This is a genomic window from Ensifer sp. R1-3 (genome assembly GCF_056739175.1).
Genome location: NZ_CP096517.1, coordinates 660,444 through 678,670 on the forward strand (window position 1 = coordinate 660,444; position 18,227 = coordinate 678,670).

Consider the following 18,227-nt stretch of genomic DNA (forward strand, 5'->3'; position numbering starts at 1 on the left):
ATGCAATTTCGCAAGACCGACACGACCGCCAATCGATGATGAGCGGGCTTTGCACTCTTATCCAGGCTTCTGGCGGTTCTTCGACTTCGAAAGCAAAACGGCCTTCTTCCAAAGATCAGCATCGACGCAAACGGGCTGCTTTCGTCCAAAGTGGCCGGGAAGCCTTACCCCGGCGGCGTCATGGGAGGCGACCAGATTATCCATCGCTTCGGAGAAGTGACCGGCGGCGAAGTGATCAGGGTCGATGGCGATCAGGAATTGGCCGACATGCGGCGGCCCACCCTCCTCGTTTCCAAAGGCGCTCGCCTCCGTGCTGAGGGCCGAACCCGTCAGGGCCGCAGCAAGGACTTCCACGAGAAGGGCGATATTGGCGCCCTTGCGACCGCCGGCGGGCAGCAGAGAGCCTTCCAGCCCGGTGGCCGCGTCGGTCGTCGGCTGTCCGTTCCCGTCCTGCGCCCAGCCGATCGGGATGGCCTCGCCGCGATCGCGGCGCAGGATCATCTCCGTCTTGGTGACAGCACTCATGCTCTGATCGACCACGATTGTCGGAGCCCCTTCTTTCGAAGGTACGGCGAAGGCAAGCGGGTTCGTGCCGAAGAGCGCCCGCGTCGCACCGGGCGGCGCGACAGAGGCAGGCGCATTCGAAACGCAGATGCCGATAAGGCCGGCGTCGGCAAGGGGCCGGACGTGATGACCGAGCGCGAGGCAATTATAGGAGTTGCGCACCGCCATTGCCGCGAGGCCCGCCTGGCGTGCAAGGTCGATCAGGGCCGGCGTGCCGGCGGCTGTGGCGGGATGTGCGAAGCCGGATCTTGCGTCGACCGTAACCGTCACACCGCGCGTCGTCACCTCGGGAACGGCTTCTCCATCGACCTTTCCGATCGCCAGGTGCCTGCAGAAGATCGGCAGGTAGTAAAGGCCGCAGACGCGATTGCCATCGGCCTCAGCCCTGGTGATCGCGCCCGCCACGGCGCGTGCGGTTTCGGCTGCCGCACCATGGAGCGTCAGCGCCTCGAGGCAAACCGCCTCGATCTCTTCCCAGGAGGTCTCGACCGGCGTCATCGGCTTGCCGCGTAGCGTCCTTCGCCTTCGGCGACCAGGTCTTCGGCGAGCTGGAAACCAAGTCCCGGCTTCCTGAAGGCATCGAGCCAGCCGTTTTTGGGCGTGAGATCGGGCGAGGAGACGATGTCCTCCTGGACGAGCTGCCACATGATCTGGTTTCCGTCGTCGAGATTGGGAATGGCAAGCCCGATATGGTGCTCAGCGCAGGTGGTGATGCCCGTGGTGAAGGAAGAGTGGATGCAGATCTTCAGTCCGGCGGCCTCCGCCACGGCTGCCGCCTTCATCATCGGCTGTATGCCGCCGATCTCGCGCGGGCCGATGCAGATCATGTCCGCAGCACGCTGGCGGCATATCTCGTAGACGTCGTAGAGCGTGAAGGCAGCCTGATCCGCAACGATCGGAATACCGACTTTCTCGCGCACATGCGCCATGGCCGGAATGCTCCAGCTGACGGTCGGCTGCTCAATGAATTCGATGTCGTATTTTTCGAGCTTGCGGCACATGTTGATCGCGTCATGGACGCTCCAGCCTTCGTTCGCATCGAGGCGAAGCCGCGCATCGGCGATCTCGCCGCGAACCGCCGCGGTGATCTCGAGGTCGAGTTTCTCTCCGCGGCCGACCTTGAGATAGAAGACCCGCTCGCCCTGGGCGTGGCCGACGGCGGCATCGCGCGCAAGCTCCTCGGCGGTTTCGCCCTGCAGGAAATAGAAGTAGCCGACCGCCTTCCGGTGAGCGCCCCCAAGCAGCTGGTGAACCGGCAGGCCGGCGAGCTTGCCTTGAAGATCCCACATAGCCATGTCGATGCCAGAAAATATCTGGTTGGCCGCCCGCATGATATTGGCGCCATGCCCGAGATATTCCTGGTGGAAGATGCGAGCGATGAGCGGTGCCACGTCGTGAGGCGAATGGCCGACGAGATGTTTGGCGAGGCGATAAAGGATCGCCGCCGTACCGGTCTGGTCCGGCGCGACCGTGCATTCGCCGATGCCGACCGTGCCGTCATCCGCCTCGATCTCGATAAGGTTGACCGCAAAAGATTCGCGGATGCCGTAGGACCAGTGGTAGGGCTGCTTGAGCGGCAGAACCAGCGGGCGGACGCGGACGTTTGATATTTTGACCATTCTCGTTCCTCGAAAAGACGGCCGGCACGGCCGATCCGGTATATCCGCGCCGGGTTCTCCGGCACGCATCCTTCCCGCCCGCCGGCAGGAAACCTGCAGGCGGGACGAGACGTTCGGCGGCGCGTTTTACATGCCGAGCGACTTCAGATAGTCGGCGGCGACCGTTTCGATGGTCTTCTTCTCCACATCGACCTGGCTGTTCAAACGCTGCATCGTGGCGTCATCGAGCTTCTTCGAGACCGTTTCGAGCGTTTCCCTGAGGTCCGGATTCGCGTCGAGCACTTCCTTGCGCACGACGGGGGTCAGCGCATAGTTGGGAAAGAAGCCCTTGTCGTCCTTCAGCGTCTTCAAGCCGAGTGCCGCGATCTGGCCGTCGGTCGCCTGCGCGGCGATGGTGTCGAGATCGCCGTTGGCCAGCGCATTGTAGGCAAGACCAAGGTCCATCGGCCGCACATTGGCGCGCCCGGTCTCGAAGCCGTAGACCTTCTCCAGGCCGATCAGGCCGTCCGGCCGCTTCGGAAATTCGGCCGTCGTGCCCATGAGTATATCCTTGCCGTCGTTATATGCCTTGGCGAGGTCGGAGATCGTCTCCATGCCTTCCGTCTTGGCGTTACCCGGCTTGACGACATAGGCGTAAGTATTGTTCGCTGCGGACGGTGCGAGCCAGACGAGGCCTTTTTCGCCGTCCAGTTCCTTGACGCGGTTGTAGGTCTCCTCCGGCGAAAGCCGTTCCGTCACCTTGTTGAAGGTGATGAGCGACGTCCCCGTATATTCCCAGTAGAGATCGACCTCGCCATTCTCCAGTGCGGCGCGGACGATCTTCGTGCCCATGCCGTCTTTCTTGTTGACGGTGTGGCCCTTGCTCTCGAGGAGCTGCTTGGTAATCTCTGCGATGATCAGCTGCTCGGTGAAGTTTTTCCCGCCGACGGTAATGGTGGCGGCCCAGGCGGTCGTCGTTACGAGCGCGATGGCCGCCGCCGACAGAAGGGTCTTGGCAAGTTTCGGTGCGAAGTTCATTTCAGTTCCTCTCTCTCATTTTGTTATCGCAGCGGATTGATGCCCCGTGGAACGAGGTAGTACTGAATCTGGCCGACGATGAAATCGACCAGGACCGCGAGCATTGCCGTGGGAATGGCCCCGGCCATCATCATCGGGAGTTCGTCCAGCGAGATCCCGGTGAAGATCAGTTCGCCAAGCCCGCCCGCGCCGATCAGAAAGACCAGAGGCGCGGAGCCGACGCAGATCGCGAGCGCCGTGCGGATGCCGCCGAAGATCACGAAGAGGGCGTTTGGAAGTTCGACCCGCCACAGAACCTGCCGCGGCGTCATGCCCATGCCGGTTGCGGCCTCCACGAGGTGGGGCGGCACGGCGCGCAGGCCGGCATAGGTGTTGCGCACGATCGGAAGGAGGGTGGCCGCCCAGAGACCGAAGACCGCGGGCACCGTACCGATCCCGAGCAGCGTCATGGAAAGCGCCAGAATCGCAAGCGTCGGCACGGTGCTGCCGATATTGAAGACTTGCATCACCGCCTCCGAAACGAGGCGGAAGGCGGGCCGCGAAAGCACGATGCCGACCGGTACGGCCACAAGGATGGCAAGCCCTCCCGCCCAGGCGACCAGTTCCAGATGCTGCACGGTGAGATAGGAGATGTCGTCGGAATAGGCGAGGATTTCCTCTGCCATGCCGCTCCACCACAGCCAGGCGACGGTTCCGGCCAGCACGATGAGCACGATCAAAGGCGCGGTCTCGATCCGGCGCCTTTGCTGCGGTGCGGCCGGGCTGACGAGAGCGCTCATGCCTTTGCTCCATGGGCGAGATAGTGCACGATGGAACGGTAGCTCATCACGCCTGCCATCCGACCGCCCTCGTCGACGCAGGGCAGCAGCGGCATGTCGTGGGCGAACATTATCGACACGGCCTGCCTAAGATCGCCGGTGGTCGGGACGGCAGACTTTACCGGTTCCGCATGATCGCCCACCGTACCGGAGCGCAGCTCCGCCACCTGCTCACTCAAGAGAGATTGCGGTGCGCCGTCGGCGTTCAGCACAAAGACTGCAGCGCTGCGCGACGATCGCATGCGCTCAAGCGCATGCTCGACCGAGTCCGAGCTCCGGACCGTGATGAAACCCGTCTCCATGGCGTCGCGCACCGAGACGAGCCTCAGCCGCTTGAGTGCCCGGTCCGAGCCCAGGAAGTCTTCGATGAAGCTGTTGGCGGGACGGGCGAGCAGTTCGTCGGGCGCGGCATATTGTTCGAGCCTGCCGCTGCGGAAGATCGCGATCTTGTCCGCCATCTTCACCGCTTCGTCGAGATCGTGCGAGACGAAGATGATCGTCTTGCGGATCTCCCGCTGCATCTTCAGGAACTCCTCCTGGATGGCTTCGCGGTTGATCGGATCGATCGCCCCGAACGGCTCGTCCATCAGCATGACCGGCGGATCGGCCGCAAGGGCGCGCAGAACGCCGACACGCTGCTGCTGGCCGCCTGAAAGTTCCTTCGGGTAGCGCTTGAGGAAAAGGTCGGGCTGGAGGCCGACAAGCTCGAGGAGCTCTTTGGCGCGGGCGCGCGACTTGCGGCGATCCCAGCCGAGAAGGTCCGGCACGACACAGATATTTTCCTCGATCGTCTTGTTCGGGAAAAGGCCGATCTGCTGGATCACATAGCCGATGGTCCGCCGCAGCTTGATCGGATCGATGGTGCTCGTGTCCTTGCCGTTGATGAAGACCTTGCCGCTGGTTGGCTGGATCAGACGGTTGATCATCTTCATCGTCGTCGTCTTGCCGCATCCCGAGGGACCGAGCAGCACGCAGATCTCTCCGGTGGGTAAGTCTAGACTCACATTGTCGACGGCAATGAGCGGATCATGCGCCGGGCCGTAGTGTTTCGTCAGATTCTCGAGCCGGATCATGGCGTGACCTCCCCCTGAATACCGCGTGACGTGAGAAGGCGCTGCACGAGCGCGAGGAAAAGGTCGGCTGCGATCGCAAGCAGCGAAACCGCCAGCGCTCCGGTCACCAGTTGACGGGGATCGGACTGGCTGATGCCGCGCGAGATGAACGTGCCAAGGCCGCCTGCGCCGATATAGGCCGCAATCGCTGTCACGCCGATGTTCATGACGACGGCAGTCCTGACGCCGGCCATGATGACCGGAATGGCAAGCGGGATTTCGACCTGGCGCAGACGTTGCCATGTGCTCATCCCCATCCCTTTCGCGGCCTCCCGAAGAGCCGGATCGACATTGGTGATGGCGGTGTAGGTGTTCCGGATGATGGGAAGCTGGGAATAGAGAATGACGGCTACGACCGCCGGGACATAGCCGATGCCATGCCCGATCGGCGAGAGCAGCGGGATCATCAGGCCGAACAGCGCAATCGAGGGAACGGTGATCATCATCGACGCGAGATAGAGAACGGTGTCGGCCGTGCTCTTCGACTGCGTGATCGCAACCCCGATCGGAACGGCCGTCGCGATCGCAATCCCAACCGCCAGGAAGACGATCGAAATGTGCTCGATCGTCCGCGTGCCTATGATGTCCAGATTGTCGATGATGAACCGAACGATCTCCATTCGTTGCCGCCTGCCTCTCCTAAACTGCATCACGATGTCTCAGGCCGGTTCGACCTGAAACCATGCGCGTGACCGATTCCAATAAATCAGAGCGGGATGCAGGCGGGACACCCGGCCTTCCGCTCTGATGCGTGCCCCTATCAACGCTCGTCAGAGTTCGCCGTAAAGTTTAGCGGCATTCTCGAAAGTGTAGCGCAGGGGCACCGATCCCTCGACCCGCCATGCTTCGACCGTATCTCCTTCCAGAAGGGCGCAAGCGGCTTCGGTACCGACGACCGCACCGCCATAGAGGCGGTTCGCCAGATTGAGAATGCCGGTCTGGTGCATCGCAAGGCCGCCGCTGCCGCAGCCATCCTTTACGAGTAGGACATGCAGGCCAAGGTTGATCGCGTCCTTGACCGTTGCATCGACACAAGCCTCGGTCCAGACGCCGGCGACCACCAGCCATTCCACGCCTGCGTCCCGCAATTCGCCGATCAAGGGGCTCTTGCCGAAGGCGCTCGCTTCGTTTTTAACAAGCAGCCGCTCCGACGGAAGCGGAGCGACCTCCGGGCAAATCGCCGTGAGCGGATCGTCCTTGTCGCTGAAGGCGGAACGTCCGTCCGGTCCGATCGGATGGAACGGGCGAAAATTGTCGGCGAGATCGACGATATAGGCGCAGTGAAAGACGGGGATGCCGCTTCGGCGGGCCGCCGACTGAAGGCGTGCGGCATTGCCGAGCACCGTATCGTAACCTTCGACGAGATAGCGCTCGTCGCGGCGATGCTCCTCCTGGAGATCGATAAAAATGGCGGCGGCTTTCGCACGGTCGATCCGCAACGGTTTCTTCATCAAGTCTCCCCGCTCAGGAATTCGTCCTCATAGGGAAAGCGCGACAGGAGCTCCGTGCCGTTCTCCGTAATGAGGATCTCGTCTTCGAGTTTCACGCCCTCTCGGCCGCCCTTTTCGCCGATATAGCTTTCGACCGACACGACCATTCCGGGCACGAGATGTCCATCGCGACCGTAGGTCTCGTAGTCCATCGCATGGGCGATGAACGGCGTCTCGCCGTGCATGCCGACGCCGTGCATCACGGACGTGTAACGCTGATCGACGAAGCGGTCTGGTATCTTCCAGGCCTTTTCGGCGATCTCGCGGAAGGCCATACCCGGCTTGACGATGTCGATATTGTGCTGAACCTGGTCGTAGGCCATCCGGTAGAGCGACTTCTGGTAAGGGGTCGGCTTGCCGGGACCGCAGCGGAAGGTTCGCGAGAAATCGGAATAGTAGCCGTAGCAGCCGATCGTATCGGTATCGAGGGCCACGAGTTCACCCGGCCTGATCTTGCGGCCGCTTGCCTCGTTGAACCAGGGATTGGTTCGCTGGCCGGAACTCAGCAGCCGGGTCTCGATGAACTCGCCGCCCTGCCGGATCACTTCATGATACATGATCGCGAAGAGCTCGTTTTCGGAAACGCCCGGCTTGATCGCTTCGCGCACGGCGGCCACGGCAGCTTCGGCGCCGGCCATGGATACCTGTAGGCATTTGATCTCTTCAGGAGTCTTTACGGCCCTGACGGCGAGAATTTCGCCCTGGCAGTCCTTCACCTCGCACCCGCGCTTTTCGAGCGCCAGTGCCTGCAGATGGCTGCAGCGGTCCATTCCGAGCTTCATCGACCCGCCGCCATGCTGCTTGAGCAAATCGGTAATCTCGTCCGCGAACGGCCCGGCGGTCTCGTCGTCCTTACCGGAGACGGAGGACCAGACAAGTTTGGAGGGGCGAGCCTCGTCTATCGTGTCGAGGACCATCGAGACGTGATAGCTCTGCGGATATTCGAAGAGGACGACCGGACCTTCAGTGGGGATGAAGAAATAGCGGGTGGAGTTACGCAGGAAATACCCGAACATGTTTCGGGAGCCCGTCGCGTAGCGTTGGTTATAGGGGTCGAAAAGGACCACCGCGCCGTAACCGGCAGCGCGCATCCAGTCGCGAAGCTTCTTCAAACGCCCGTTGCGCAGGGCGTCGGCGTCGATAAAGGACGGTTCCGTGTCCGAAAGCCACATGCCGCCGGCCGGATCGGCTGTCTCCGGATGGCGCATCCGCTCCTTGAAGTCCACGTCATCCACGCTGTCGGGATCGAATACAACAATGCTCATGATATTCTCCTTTTCCAGCAGGATGGAGAAGAGTCGGAGCGCGCATTTGCGCCGATTCCGCAGGATCTATGCCAGAATCCGCGCGGCTTCATTATTTCAGCCCCGCGAACGCGCGGGGCGCCTCGCCCGCTCGCGAGACGCGGCGGCGAACGCTGTGCGGGACATATCCGAACTGCTCTTTGAAGGCGCGGGAGAAGTTTGCGGCATTTACGAAACCGCACGCGACGGCGACTTCATTCACCTTGAGGTTTGAATGCGTCAGCATGTCTGCCGCATGACCGAGCCGCAGATTGCGATAGTAGCTGTTGGGCGACACGCCAAGTTCGGCCTTGAAGGCGCGTTCGAGCTTATCGGATGAGACATTCAGCCGGCTTGCCAGGTCCTCGATCCGCAAAACGTCCTCGATGGCGTCCTCCATCATCGCCACCGCGGAAAGGACCAGGTCGTCGGCGATGCCGCTCCGGATACGCAAGGTCAGCTTCCGGCGATCGGCGTCCGGCCGCAGCGGGCTGTGCATGAACCAGCCGGCGACGCCGTCGGCGAGCTCGGCGCCATAGTCCCGTCCGATCATGTCCAGCATCATGTCGAGGCTGCCGATGCCGCCGACGGAGGTGAAGCGGCGGCGGTCGATCACATAGAGGTCCGAGCGCATGTCGAGATGCGGGAACGCTTCCTTGAAGGCCGGCTGGCTGGTCCAGTGGAGCGTGCAGGAGTGGCCGTCGAGCAGCCCTTTGCGCGCCAGGAAGAAGGCAGCATCGGCCACCGCACCAAGTTGCGCCCCGGCGCGGAGATTCTTGCGGATCCACGCCATCTCCTCGTCCGCGACGAGATGCTCTGCGTCACCGCCCGAACACACGACAATCCGATCGACCTCTGGTGCGTTGCGCACATGAAAGTCCGGCTCGATACCGATGCCATTCGACGCGCTGATCTTCTCGCCGGCAGCGACCGTGAGCCAGGAATAGCAGCGCCTGCCGGACAACGTGTTGGCTGCGCGCAGCGGCTCGATGACCGAACTGAAAGCCATCAACGGAAAGTTCGGAAACATCAATACCGCAAAGCGGATTTCCTGCGTATCCCTCATCTGCCCCTCAAGGTTCGCCCGCCCCGATCTCCGCGCGCCGCTTGATCGTGTAGGCATCGAGCTCTTCCCGGATCGCCGGGTCGAGTACCGGCTCCTCATATTCTCGCAGGGCCTGCTGCCAGATGTCGGTCGCGCGCTCCAGCGCGTCGCGGCCGCCGGCTTCCTGCCAGCTGCCGTAATTCTGCCAGTTGGACAGCATCGGCTGATAGAAGGCCGTCTCGTATCGTGCCATCGTGTGTTCGGAACCGAAGAAGTGCCCGCCCGCCGGTACGGATCTGATAGCGTCGAAGCCGAGATCGTCCTCGGAGAAGGGCATGGGCTCGAGGAAGCCCATCATGTTCTGCAGGATCTCCACATCGAGCACGAGCTTCTCATAGGAGGCCGTGAGGCCGCCTTCGAGCCATCCCGCCGCGTGATAGATGAGGTTGGCACCCCCGAGCACCGCACCCCAAGTCGCCATTTCCGTCTCGTAGGCTGCCTGAAGGTCGACGGCGTTAGAGGCATTTGCGTTCGACGTGCGATAGGGAAGCTTGTAGCGCCGCGCGAGCTGGCCCGCGATAATGTTGGCCTTGGCGTTCTCCGGCGTGCCGAAGGCGGGGGCGCCGGAGCGCATGTCCACATTGGACGTGAATGCACCATACATGACCGGCGTACCCGGATTGACCAGCTGCGCAAGCGTGACGCCGAACAGCGCCTCGGCATTCTGCTGGCAGAGTGCTGCCGCAAGCGTCACCGGCGTCATGGCGCCCATCAGCGTGAAGGGCGTGATGGTCACCGGCTGCCCGTGCTCGGCCATGGCGATCAGTCCGTCCGCCATCGCGTCGTCGAAAAGCCGCGGCGAGTTCACCGAGATGATCGTGATGACGCCGGGGGATTGGCTCATCTCCTCGACGCTGATGCCGCGCGCGATCGCCATCATGTTGATGCCGTCCACGGCCCGACCCCGCCCGATGGCGGTGCAGTGGAAGCAAAGATCGCTGAGCGCAAGATTCGCCTTGTAGGTATCGAGGTGCCGGGAATTGGCCGGCAGCTCCATCGGCGCGCAGACCTGGTTCCCGAGAATGTGGATAGCGTTGAAGTGGTGGGCCAGACGCGTGAAGTTCTGGTAATCGGCGAGATTGCCTTGCCGCCGGCCGTTGACCCGGTCGTGCACGTTGGGCGGACCTGCCACGAGCCCGAAGGCGATCGTGTTGCCGCCGATCGTCAGCCGTTTTTCGGGATTGCGGCTGGTCAGCGTGAAGGAAGACGGCGTCGTGGCGAGCGCCGCCTCGACGATGGATTCGTCGATGCGGATCATCAGGTTCTCGCGGTCGACGATTGCGCCCGCCTTCTCGAACAGCGCCATCGCCTTTTCGCTCATGACGCGAATGCCGATTTCGGAGAGGATGCGCATCGAATTGCGGTGAAGGGCCTCAATACGCTCCTCGTCGAGAAGCTGCATCGGGGCATAGGTGTTGACGACCTCCTGCCATGGCAGCTGCGAGATACCATCGCCGCCCCGGATTGCCCGCGATCGTCTTCCCCCGCCGCGTCTGCCGCTCATCGAGAACTGCCTTTCATCCCCTGATCCGCGCAGCTAGGCCACAGAAGGCCTGCTCCGAATACTTGTGCTTTTTCTGTTCCGCTCACCGAAACTATGGCCAATGATGCACCGGTCTTCACATGATAAGTTCGGCGGCAATGCCCAAAAAAAACCATGTCATTGCACGCTTGCGTCTTGCAAGTGCCGGAGCGGGCAGGCTAGCGTCGCACAAAAGGGAACTTCAGATGAAGCCGCCGCCGCCATTGAACTACATCCGCTCCTTCGAGTGCTCTGCCCGGCATCTCAGCTTCACCGAGGCGGCCAGCGAACTGGGCTATACGCAGGCCGCCATCAGCAATCATGTGCGGGCGCTCGAGCAATATCTCGGGCGCCAGCTCTTCATCCGCTATCCGCGCAGCCTCAAGCTGACCGAGATGGGCGAGGCCTTTCTTCCCACCCTGCGCCAGGCTCTGAACCAGATCGATTTCGCTACGGAAGCGGTTCTTGCGTCGGCACGCAACAAAACCGTCGTCATCTCCTGCCCGACGAGCCTTGCCGAAAACTGGCTGGCAAGGTGCGTGGCCGGGTTCAGCAGGAAACATCCCGACGTGGAAATCCTTCTGCACGGTACGATCTGGGAGGATTCGACCGAGCAAATCGCCGACATCCTGATTTCGATCCGCCGATTCGACAACATGCCGGCAAGCGGCATGCAATTGTGGAACGACCGGCTTGTGCTTCTATGCGCGCCCCAGCTCGTCCACGGCCAGAATGCGGTCAGGACGCCGGCCGACGTTCTTAAATCGAATTGGATCGCCGTGCACGGGCGGCAGGAGTTCTGGCAGGAAATGGCCGATGCGCTCGGCATAGATGCATCCGCAAACGACAAGCGGCTTTCCACCAATTCCACCAATATCGCGCTGGAAATGGCGGCGAGCGGCGCCGGCTGCATCGTGACCACCCAGTCGCTCGCGCGGACCTATGTGGATCGCGGCCTGCTCGTCGAGCCGTTTCAGATCCGCACCAGGAGCGCGTGGAACTACTACCTCGCCGAAGGACAGGCGTCGAAAGGAACGACCGTCTCGAAGGTGCGCGACTGGATCATCGCCGAGGCTCAGAAGGTGATCGGCTGACCGGTGACCCGTTGGCTCGATGCCGGAAAGGGCCGATTTCAAACTAGCCGGAACTTGCCGCGCAACAAACGAAAATTGCGAGATCAATGACCTCGTTTTATTTGTCCATCCGATGACAAAAGGGCCCGATTTCCCGCTTTACGCAGCTTTGCAAAAAACGGCCCGTCCCTAAACTGGAGCCGCGCCGGCAGAGATCCGCCGGCGGCAGAGGTCATCGTTTCAAGGCTGGATTTCCATGCGCTCCCACGCTCAAGCGGTCGTCATCGGCGGCGGTCTCATCGGCTGCTCCATTCTCTACCATCTCACCAAGCTCGGCTGGTCCGACGTCGTGCTTCTCGAGCGGAGCGAACTGACATCAGGGTCGACCTGGCATGCGGCCGCCAACATCCACGGCCTGCACGACTCCACCAATATCAGCCTGCTTCAGCATTATACGATGGCGCTCTACAAGGAGCTGGAGGTCGAGACCGGACAAGGATGCGGCATCTTCCAGCCGGGATCGCTCTATCTTGCTCAGACCGAGGCGCGCGAGCACCAGCTCCGGCTCCAGGAGGCCAAGGCGCGCCGCTACAAGATGAACTTCTACGAGATCGGCCGTGACGAAGCCGAGCGGCTGCATCCGCTCGTCAACTTCGACGGCATCCGGTGCATCATGTACGAGCCGGAGGGCGGCAATGTCGACCCCTCCGGTGTGACGATGGCCTATGCCGCAGGCGCGCGCAGGCGCGGCGCCGAAATACACCGCTTCACGCCCGTCACCGGTACAGAGGCGCAAGCGGACGGCAGCTGGATCGTGCGCACCCCGAAAGGCGACATACGCACCCGGTGGGTGGTCAACGCCGCAGGATTGTGGGGCCGTGAAGTCGCCGCCATGGCGGGCCTCGAACTTCCGCTGATGCCGACGGAACACCAGTATTTCGTCACCGAGACCATAGCGGAGATCGCCGCCCTTGACCGGCGGCTTCCCTCCGTCGCTGATCGCGACGGCGAGTATTACCTGCGGCAGGAGGGCCTGGGCCTCCTGATCGGCGCCTATGAGCGCGACATGCGCTTCTGGGCCGAGGACGGCACGCCGCTCGGTTTCGGTCACGAACTCTTCCCCGACGACCTCGAACGCATCGAGGAAAATATGATGCGCGCGATCGATCGCGTGCCGGTGGTCGGAACGGCGGGCATCAAGCGCGTCATCAACGGGCCGATGATCTGGTCGCCAGATAGCGCGGTCCTCTTCGGTCCGGTACCGGAAATGACGAATTACTTCTGCTGCAACGGCATCATCCCCGGATTCTCGCAGTCGGGCGGGATGGGCAAGCTTGCAGCGGAATGGATGATCGAGGGCGAGCCGTCGCTCGACATGTTCGGCTGGGACATGGCGCGCTTCGGTCACTGGGCGAACAAGGCCTTCACCAAGGCGCGCGTCCAGGACCAGTACAGCCACCGTTTCAAGATCCACTTTCCCAATGAGGAGCGGGCAGCCGGACGACCCGTTCGCACCCGGCCGGCTTATGAGAAACAGAAGGCGATGGGCGCCGTCTTCGGCCTGAATTTCGGCTGGGAGCATCCGCTCTGGTTTTCCGCCGAGGGCGAGCCGAAGGAAGAGACGATCGGGTTTACCCGCCAGAACTGGTGGGCGCCCGTCGGCCGCGAGGCCCGCATGCTGCGCGAAAGCGCCGGCATTATCGACATCTCGAACTTTGCGAAATACGCAGTGAAGGGAGCGGGTGCCTCCGACTGGCTGAACGCGCTTTTTGCCAACCGCATGCCTACTGGGGTCGGCCGCTCGTGCCTGACGCCTCTCATCGGCAAGCGGGGCGGCATCGCCGGGGATTTCACGGTGACGAAGCTCGGCGACGACGAGTTCATGATCTTCGGCTCAGGCATGGCGGAACGCTACCATCAGCGCTTCTTCAATGCGGTTCCGCTTCCCGACGACACGACCTTCACCTCGCTCACGGAGCGCCTTTGCGCCTTCAACATCGCCGGGCCGAAATCGCGCGAATTGCTGATGCGCCTGACAAATGACGACCTTTCCAACGAGAACTTCTCCTTCATGCGGTCGCGCAGGATGCGCGTCGCTGGCGTCGAGGTCATCGCGCTGCGCGTCTCGTTCACCGGCGATCTCGGCTGGGAACTCTACTGCGACGCCGAAAGGCAGGTCGCGCTCTACGACGCCTTGCTGGAAGCCGGCGCGGATCTCGGCGCGGGTCCGGTCGGCTCACGCGCACTCGCCTCGCTGCGCATCGAAAAGGGCTATGGCAGCTGGAGCCGCGAGTATTCGCCGGAATACTGGCCGCAGGAATGCGCTCTCGACCGGCTGATCAAGCTCAACAAGGACGCGTTCCTGAACAAGGCCCCTTACCAGGAAATCGCAGGGAAGCTTCCGAGGCAGAAGCTCGCCATGATATCGATCGACGCCACGGATGCGGACGCCACCGGCGGCGAGCCGATCTTTCTCCGGGACGGCACCCCGATCGGCCAGGTTTCATCCGGCGCCTACGGCTATACGGTCGGCATGTCGCTAGCGCTCTGCTACATCAAGGCTGAAATGGCGAAACCGGGTAACAAGGTGAGTGTTGCGATCCTCGGCCGCGCCCATGACGCAGTCATCCTGGAACGGCCGCCCTTCGACCCCGCAGGCGAAAGGCTTCGAATGTGACGGACAGATGCGTGCCGTCCCTCTACAGGCGGCACGGTAGAACAGGTGCGAGCATGATCTTCAGGACAGTCGTTCGATGCGGAGTGGAAACTTTCCGCGCGTGAGCAAAGGTTCGACGCCGCCATCCAGCCGGCCAAGCCGGATCAGACCGGCCGAGTAGCGATAGCCAGCGTAGAAGAATGCCAGATTACCCCAGGGAGCATAGCAGCAGAGGTCGCCCGGGGCTTCGTTGGAGAACGAACCGCTGCCTTCCTCCGTCAGCTTTCGGGGCAGATAGGCGATCTTCTCGTTGTTGGCGTAATTGTCGATCTCCAGCTCGAGCGGGAGCATCGACCAGAGGTCGCGCGCCGGGGGGCTGTCGTAGAGCGTAGCCGTGAACACGTGATCGGCAAAGGCAATGCGCATCTTCATGTTAGTCTCCTTTTGAGCCCATACCAGGCGCGGCAGTACGGCCCTGGTGATGGCGCCGCCGATCAAGACCCGCGGCGCGCAATGAGCGCCAGCGGAACCACGAAGAAGAACGCGCCCCGCCAGCCGATGTAATCCCAGAAAGCTGCCGAGCGGAGCGGAGAATCGTGGCAGCGATAGCGTTGCCGGCATTCAGCAACGCAAGGCCCTCCGGCACCGCACTCTCCGGCAGGAGGCGCATGACGACCGCGGTGGACATCGACCAGAATCCGCCGATGGCAACGCCGAGCAGCGCCCGACCGACCATCAGAGCCGTAGCGCCCCAAGGAACGCGATGATCGCTCGACGCTCGTCGGCGTTGTTGAAACGCTGGGCCATGCGCGTTCCGCGAACCATCGCGGCGGGATTGCTCAGGAAGGTTTCCAGCGTTTCGGCGGTCCATGCGATACCGGAACCTTTAAGCGCCGCGGAATACCTGAAGCCGTCAACGCTGCCGGCCGTTCGGCCGACGACACCCAGCAGATGCGGTCCGACGCCGTTTCGAGGTGTCTCGAGCTGATGGCACGCACCGCAGCGTTGCTGAAACAGCTTCTGACCTGGCGCAGCCTCCTGAGACAGAGCCGGCGTGACGTGGCCTGAAACAGCAAGAGAAACGAGCGCAGCAATGACGACCTTGTTCAACCGTCGACTCCTTTGAAATCGTGTTTGGACAGCGGCAGGCTTCGAACGCGCCGCCCTGCCAGAACGGAAACGGCGTTTGCGATGGCCGGAGGCACCCCGGGCAAACCGGGCTCGCCAATGCCGCCCATGGGAGCGCCGCTTGCTACGATCCGCACATGAACCCGCGGCATGCGATCCGGCGTCAAAATCGGATAGCCATCGTAGTTGCGGGCCTGCGGCATGCCGTCGACATAGACGACCTCTTCCAGCAAAGCCGAGGAAAGCCCGAGCGCGACGGCCGAGTTCACCTGTGCCTCGATAATCGCCGGATTGACGATACTGCCCGGATCGATAGCCACCCAGACGTCGTGCACGACGACCTCGCCGCTCCGCAACGACACTTCGGCAATCGTCGCCACCTCGCTGCCGAAGGGTGAGGCCATGGCCACGCCCCGGGCGCGGCGCGTGCCGTCGTCCGCGATGAACGGTCCTCGCCGCCAACCGCCGGAGAGCTCGGCCACGGCTTCCAGCAGGGTTCTGTGCCGCGGGCTGTCCGCGAGGAGACGCCGCCGCAATTCGTAAGGATCCTGCTGACCCGCATCGGCCATCTCGTCGAAGAACGTCTCGTAGAAGAAGTCGTTCATCGAGTGACCGACGGACCGCCAGAAGCCGATGATCGCGGGGTCGTCCACATGAACCTGGCCGACATGCCGGTTGGGGATCGAATAGACTTTGCCCGCAATGCCCTCGACGGAAGAACTATCGACCTTGTCCGGCTGGCGGCCGAACCAGCGGCCCGTCGGACCTTCGCCCACCGCCACCGCCTCCAGTGCCACCGGCAATCCTTCGGCGTCGAGCCCGGCGCGGAAACGAACGGCGCCCATCGGCCTCAGGGTGTCTCGCAGGAACTCCTCCTCGCGGCTCCAGATGAGTTTGACCGGCCGAGCGACAGCCTTTGCAAGCAGGATCGCCTGTGGGAACGGATTGGCCGTTTGATAGAGGAAATGCCTCCCGAAGAAGCCGCCGAGCATCGGCGAGTGGATGGTGACCTTCTCCGGCGCGATGCCGGCTACCTTCGCGGCCTCTGCCTGAAACATCTCCGGTGCCTGATTGGGAACCCAGAGGTCGAGCGACCCGTCGTCGTTCCAGCGCGCAAGCGCGGATGGCGGCTCGAGTTGCCCATGCACCAGATATGGCGCGTCATAAGTCGCCTCGACCACCCGCGCAGCATCACCGAGCGCTGTTGCAGCATTCCCGACGGTCTCGTAGGCGACGCCCTCCCCCGGCGTCGCCTTCAGCATCGCCATGTGCGCCTCGGTGGAAAAATCCGCCGACATGACGTGGGCCGTTCCGCGAGTCGGCTCCGTCCAGGTCACCTGCAGGGCTTCGGCTGCCATGCGCGCGCGCCACCAGCTATCGGCGACCACGGCGACGGTGCCGGGCAGGCTGTGAATGGAATGGACGCCGGGCATGCCGCGCACGTCCGCTTCATTCTGCAAAGCACCGGGCTCGCCACCGAGACGCGGGCTGTGCTGGACCGCGGCATGCAGCATTCCGTCGACTTTCAGATCGATTGCGTACCGAGCCTTGCCCGTCGACTTGTCGCGCACATCGAGCCGCGGCACCGGCTTGCCGATCCAGCGGAAGTCTGCGCGATCGCGCAGCACGACATTGGTGGGGAGCGGCAAGCCCGCTGCCGCATCTGCGATCTCACCGTATTGAAGGGTCCGCCCCGAAGCGCCGTGCACGACGCGGCCGGGCTCCGTCGACAGCTCCGATACCGGCACGCGCAGCCGTACCGCAGCGGCTTGAATGAGCATGTGGCGCGCGGAAGCGCCGAGCTTGCGCATGGCGTCGTAGCTCATGCGCACGGACATGCTGCCGCCGGTGAACCGCCCGCCGCCGGTCAGCAGATAATCGGGACCCGGAGGCGCGCCTTCGACGACGAACTGCATCGGATCGACGTCCAGTTCCTCACCGACGATTTGCGCCATGGCGGTGAATATGCCCTGCCCTCCCTCGATGAAAGCACTGCGGAACAGGACGGTCTCGTCGGGCAGGATCTCCAGAAAAGCGGAAATCCGGGTGCCGGGCGTTATGGTCGTAGCGGCTGCCTGTGCTCTGGCCCGGCCGACCGGAAGAGTGACGCCGAGGACGAGGGCGCCGAGCGAGGCGCCGAGAAAGCCGCGCCGAGAAAGCTTGAAGGGCTTGCCGATCTCGCTGGCAGTGATTTCAGAGGTAACCGGTGTCATGTCGTTCATGGTGTCGCTCCCGATCAAGCCTCAGCGGCCTGCCGGACGGCAGCCGCAATGGCGTTATAGGTGCCACAGCGACAGAGATTGATCATTGCGCCGGCAATGTCCTCGTCGCTCGGCCGAGGACTCTGCTTTATGAGCGCCGTCGCGGCCATGACCTGGCCCGACTGACAGTAGCCGCATTGAGGTACCTGATTGGAAACCCATGCCTCGACTACTTTCTGGCCCACTGGATCTTCGGTGATGGCCTCGATGGTCATGATCTCGGAACCGGCAACGCTCTCCACCGGAGTGACGCAGGAGCGCGTCGCCTGTCCGTCGACGAGAACCGTGCAGGCGCCGCACTGGGCGAGGCCGCAACCATATTTGGTTCCGGTCATGCCGAGTTCATCGCGAAGAACCCAGAGCAGCGGCGTATCCGGCTCGATGTCCACCTGGTGTCTAGAGCCGTTGATGGTGAGTTCCATGGCGGTGTCTCAATGCAGCTTGCGGGAAAACGGGCGCGGAAACAGCGAGCAAACTGTTTCAGCTGGGACGGTAGCAAAAGCATAGCCTATGGATTAGTGGGCATAGTTCTCTTACATCTATCGACATGAACCATAAATCGAGCGTGCGGATGTAGAG

At 62.7% G+C, this 18,227-nt stretch carries 16 protein-coding genes and 1 pseudogene; 2 read left to right on the forward strand and 15 right to left on the reverse strand.

Annotated elements, in window-relative coordinates; all coding sequences use genetic code 11:
- Positions 1-57: 57 nt before the first annotated feature.
- The 10 genes from M1D43_RS28160 to M1D43_RS28205 form a co-directional block, all read right to left on the reverse strand.
- Entirely contained in the window at positions 58-1,062 is a 1,005-nt protein-coding gene (locus tag M1D43_RS28160) for an Ldh family oxidoreductase (protein WP_498814542.1), read from the reverse strand.
- Entirely contained in the window at positions 1,059-2,183 is a 1,125-nt protein-coding gene (locus M1D43_RS28165; protein ID WP_498814543.1) for a mandelate racemase/muconate lactonizing enzyme family protein, read from the reverse strand. The genes M1D43_RS28160 and M1D43_RS28165 overlap by 4 nt, the downstream gene beginning before the upstream one ends.
- Before the next feature lie 126 nt (positions 2,184-2,309).
- Positions 2,310-3,200, reverse strand: a complete 891-nt coding sequence (locus M1D43_RS28170; RefSeq protein WP_498814544.1) for a glycine betaine ABC transporter substrate-binding protein — start codon at positions 3,198-3,200, stop codon at positions 2,310-2,312.
- Between the two features lie 23 nt (positions 3,201-3,223).
- Positions 3,224-3,979, reverse strand: coding sequence for an ABC transporter permease (locus M1D43_RS28175; RefSeq protein WP_014531501.1), 756 nt, complete (start codon positions 3,977-3,979; stop codon positions 3,224-3,226).
- Positions 3,976-5,091, reverse strand: a complete 1,116-nt coding sequence (locus M1D43_RS28180) for an osmoprotectant ABC transporter ATP-binding protein OsmV (protein ID WP_014531500.1) — start codon at positions 5,089-5,091, stop codon at positions 3,976-3,978. Before M1D43_RS28180 ends, M1D43_RS28175 begins: the two co-directional genes overlap by 4 nt.
- Positions 5,088-5,750 carry an ABC transporter permease gene (locus tag M1D43_RS28185; protein ID WP_010967771.1) on the reverse strand — a complete coding sequence of 221 codons (663 nt, stop codon included), beginning with the start codon at positions 5,748-5,750 and terminating at the stop codon, positions 5,088-5,090. Before M1D43_RS28185 ends, M1D43_RS28180 begins: the two co-directional genes overlap by 4 nt.
- 150 nt (positions 5,751-5,900) lie before the next feature.
- On the reverse strand, positions 5,901-6,581 hold the full coding sequence (locus M1D43_RS28190) for an isochorismatase family protein (protein ID WP_318882543.1): 681 nt from the start codon (positions 6,579-6,581) through the stop codon (positions 5,901-5,903).
- The gene (locus tag M1D43_RS28195; protein ID WP_498814547.1) at positions 6,581-7,885 is read right to left on the reverse strand and encodes a M24 family metallopeptidase; all 1,305 of its coding nucleotides are present in this window, start codon (positions 7,883-7,885) and stop codon (positions 6,581-6,583) included. The genes M1D43_RS28190 and M1D43_RS28195 overlap by 1 nt, the downstream gene beginning before the upstream one ends.
- Positions 7,886-7,976: 91 nt before the next feature.
- Positions 7,977-8,969: a GlxA family transcriptional regulator gene (locus tag M1D43_RS28200; RefSeq protein ID WP_014528700.1), complete on the reverse strand. Its 993-nt coding sequence runs from the start codon at positions 8,967-8,969 to the stop codon at positions 7,977-7,979.
- Between the two features lie 7 nt (positions 8,970-8,976).
- A complete protein-coding gene (locus M1D43_RS28205) occupies positions 8,977-10,512 on the reverse strand; it encodes a trimethylamine methyltransferase family protein (protein WP_010967775.1) in 1,536 nt (511 codons plus the stop codon).
- Between the two features lie 224 nt (positions 10,513-10,736).
- Between M1D43_RS28205 and M1D43_RS28210 the strand changes: the two genes are divergently transcribed.
- Positions 10,737-11,624, forward strand: a complete 888-nt coding sequence (locus tag M1D43_RS28210; protein WP_014528701.1) for a LysR substrate-binding domain-containing protein — start codon at positions 10,737-10,739, stop codon at positions 11,622-11,624.
- 235 nt (positions 11,625-11,859) lie between these two features.
- Positions 11,860-14,280: a GcvT family protein gene (locus M1D43_RS28215; protein WP_498814549.1), complete on the forward strand. Its 2,421-nt coding sequence runs from the start codon at positions 11,860-11,862 to the stop codon at positions 14,278-14,280.
- A gap of 60 nt (positions 14,281-14,340) precedes the next feature.
- On the opposite strand, the gene M1D43_RS28220 is transcribed toward M1D43_RS28215, so the two are convergent.
- From M1D43_RS28220 to M1D43_RS28240, 5 genes and pseudogenes are all read right to left on the reverse strand, one after another.
- Positions 14,341-14,814, reverse strand: a complete 474-nt coding sequence (locus M1D43_RS28220; protein WP_425336889.1) for a cyclophilin-like fold protein — start codon at positions 14,812-14,814, stop codon at positions 14,341-14,343.
- Positions 14,769-15,004 (reverse strand): annotated as a pseudogene (locus M1D43_RS28225) (MFS transporter); the annotation flags it as partial. The gene M1D43_RS28220 and the pseudogene M1D43_RS28225, both read right to left, overlap by 46 nt.
- Positions 14,995-15,369 (reverse strand): c-type cytochrome, encoded by a 375-nt coding sequence (locus M1D43_RS28230; protein WP_498814550.1) that lies wholly within the window; start codon positions 15,367-15,369, stop codon positions 14,995-14,997. The gene M1D43_RS28230 and the pseudogene M1D43_RS28225, both read right to left, overlap by 10 nt.
- A complete protein-coding gene (locus tag M1D43_RS28235) occupies positions 15,366-17,609 on the reverse strand; it encodes a xanthine dehydrogenase family protein molybdopterin-binding subunit (RefSeq protein ID WP_318869056.1) in 2,244 nt (747 codons plus the stop codon). The genes M1D43_RS28230 and M1D43_RS28235 overlap by 4 nt, the downstream gene beginning before the upstream one ends.
- A gap of 14 nt (positions 17,610-17,623) precedes the next feature.
- Positions 17,624-18,070 carry a (2Fe-2S)-binding protein gene (locus M1D43_RS28240; RefSeq protein WP_015242186.1) on the reverse strand — a complete coding sequence of 149 codons (447 nt, stop codon included), beginning with the start codon at positions 18,068-18,070 and terminating at the stop codon, positions 17,624-17,626.
- Positions 18,071-18,227 lie beyond the last annotated feature (157 nt).